Source organism: Streptomyces griseoloalbus, assembly GCA_014650015.1.
Lineage (GTDB): Bacteria > Actinomycetota > Actinomycetes > Streptomycetales > Streptomycetaceae > Streptomyces > Streptomyces griseoloalbus.
Genome location: BMUD01000076.1, coordinates 1 through 1234 on the forward strand (window position 1 = coordinate 1; position 1234 = coordinate 1234).

The following is a 1234-nucleotide window of genomic DNA, read 5'->3' on the forward strand; positions in this document are numbered from 1 at the left end:
CGACGACGTCCTCGGGCCACTGGTTGGCCTCCGCCAGCAGCACCGTGTCCGGGTACTGCGTGTCGATCTCCTTGCGCACCCGCTTCAGGAAGGCGTGGGTCTCCGGGAGGTTCTCGCAGTTCGTCCCCTCCTGCTGGTACAGGTACGGCACCGCGTCCAGCCGGAAGCCGTCGATCCCCAGGTCCAGCCAGAACTTCAGCGCGGAGATCATCTCTTCCTGCACCGCCGGGTTCTCGTAGTTGAGGTCCGGCTGGTGCGAGAAGAAGCGGTGCCAGTAGTACTGCTTGCGTACGGGGTCGTACGTCCAGTTCGAGGCCTCGGTGTCGACGAAGATGATCCGGGCGTCCTGGAACTGCTTGTCGTCGTCCGCCCACACGTAGTAGTCGCCGTACGGTCCGCCGGGGTCGCTTCTCGACTCCTGGAACCACGGATGCTGGTCGCTGGTGTGGTTCATGACGAAGTCGATGATCACGCGCATGCCGCGCTGGTGCGCCGCGTCGACGAACTCGACGAAGTCGGCGAGGTCGCCGAAGTCGGGCAGGACGGCGGTGTAGTCGGCGACGTCGTAGCCGCCGTCGCGCAGGGGGGACTTGAAGAAGGGCGGCAGCCACAGGCAGTCGACGCCGAGCCACTGCAGGTAGTCCAGTTTGGCGGTCAGGCCCTTCAGGTCGCCGATGCCGTCACCGTTGCTGTCCTGGAAGGAGCGGACGAGCACCTCGTAGAAGACGGCGCGTTTGAACCATTCCGGGTCCCGGTCCTTGGCGGGTGTGTCCTCGAAGGTGTCCGGGACGGGTTCGTTGACGCTCATGTGGTGGGTGACCCTCCGATCTGCGGGGTGGACGGTCGCAGAACCCGGAAGACGTGCGCCGGCCTCCGGCCCGGCTCGAGGCGCACGTAGTTGGCCCTGCCCCATTGGTAGGTCTCACCGGTGAGCTCGTCGCGCACCGGCACCGACTCGTGCCACTCCAGGCCGAGTTGCGGCATGTCCAACGAGACCGTGGCCTCCTGGGTGTGGTGGGGGTCGAGGTTGGCGACCACCAGAACCGTGTTCGAACCCTGCCGCTTCGAGTACGCGATGACCGCCTCCTGGTCGGCGTGGTGGAAGTGGAGGTCGCGCAGTTGCCGCAGGGCCGGATTCTCCCGCCGGATGGTGTTGAGCCGGGTGATGAGGGGGGCGATGGTGCGGCCCTCGCGTTCGGCGGTCTCCCAGTCGCGGGGTTTGAGCTGGTATTTC

At 66.4% G+C, this 1234-nt stretch carries 2 protein-coding genes; both read right to left on the minus strand.

The window, feature by feature from the left end; translation table 11 throughout:
* The coding region (locus tag IE178_RS35010; RefSeq protein ID WP_318280427.1) for an alpha-amylase family glycosyl hydrolase at positions 1–808 on the minus strand (808 nt) is incomplete at its 3' end.
* The coding region (locus IE178_RS35015; protein WP_193515065.1) for an alpha-glucosidase C-terminal domain-containing protein at positions 805–1234 on the minus strand (430 nt) is incomplete at its 5' end. The genes IE178_RS35015 and IE178_RS35010, both read right to left, overlap by 4 nt.